Genomic DNA, 599 nt, shown 5'->3' with positions numbered 1-599 from the left:
CAATCTTGCTTATATCAATAAGCGCTTAAAAAATTATGGCGATTACCATACGTACATTTTTAGACACTCATATATTTCTTACCTTGCCGAAAACGGAGTGCCATTAAAAGCCATCATGGATAGAGTTGGGCATAGTGACCCCAAGACGACATTATCCATCTACAGCCATACAACCATAAATATACAACAACTAGTAGATAATGCGACAGAAAAAATTACCCCTAATTTGCCCCTTAATTCAGATGATACGTAAAAGAACCCTATTAAATCAAGGGTTCTTTTCATTTTATATTGTCCCCTGCCGGAATCGAACCAGCAACGACTCCTTAGGAGGGAGTTGTTATATCCATTTAACTAAGGAGACTAGTTATGTCTATTGTACATCAGACTCTTGGGACATGCAAGTTTTAATTTCCTGTAGTCACAAGTGAATCGGTTACACTAAACTAGACAGTCTTGTAACGTGTTCTACACTAAAGAAAACAGAAGAAAAATATGTCTAGAAAAATACGCCGTCATTTTACAAATGATTTTAAACAACAAATCGTTGACCTTCACAATGTAGGGATGAAACGAAGTGAGCTGATCAAAGAATATGA

1 protein-coding gene and 1 tRNA gene are annotated in these 599 nt (G+C 36.2%); one reads left to right on the top strand and one right to left on the bottom strand.

Translation table 11 applies throughout. The features are described from left to right. On the top strand, nt 1–253 hold a 253-nt coding region (locus ACMZ6U_RS10675; protein WP_416108378.1), incomplete at its 5' end, for a tyrosine-type recombinase/integrase. 39 nt (nt 254–292) lie between these two features. Here the strand turns inward: ACMZ6U_RS10675 and ACMZ6U_RS10670 are convergent. After that, nucleotides 293–364 (bottom strand) — tRNA-Arg (locus ACMZ6U_RS10670). Nucleotides 365–599 lie beyond the last annotated feature (235 nt).

This window comes from Streptococcus pluranimalium (assembly GCF_047785745.1).
Taxonomy (GTDB): Bacteria; Bacillota; Bacilli; order Lactobacillales; family Streptococcaceae; genus Streptococcus; species Streptococcus pluranimalium_B.
Note: the sequence above shows the minus strand (reverse complement) of the source record. Positions and strands in the feature narration are given on the sequence as shown.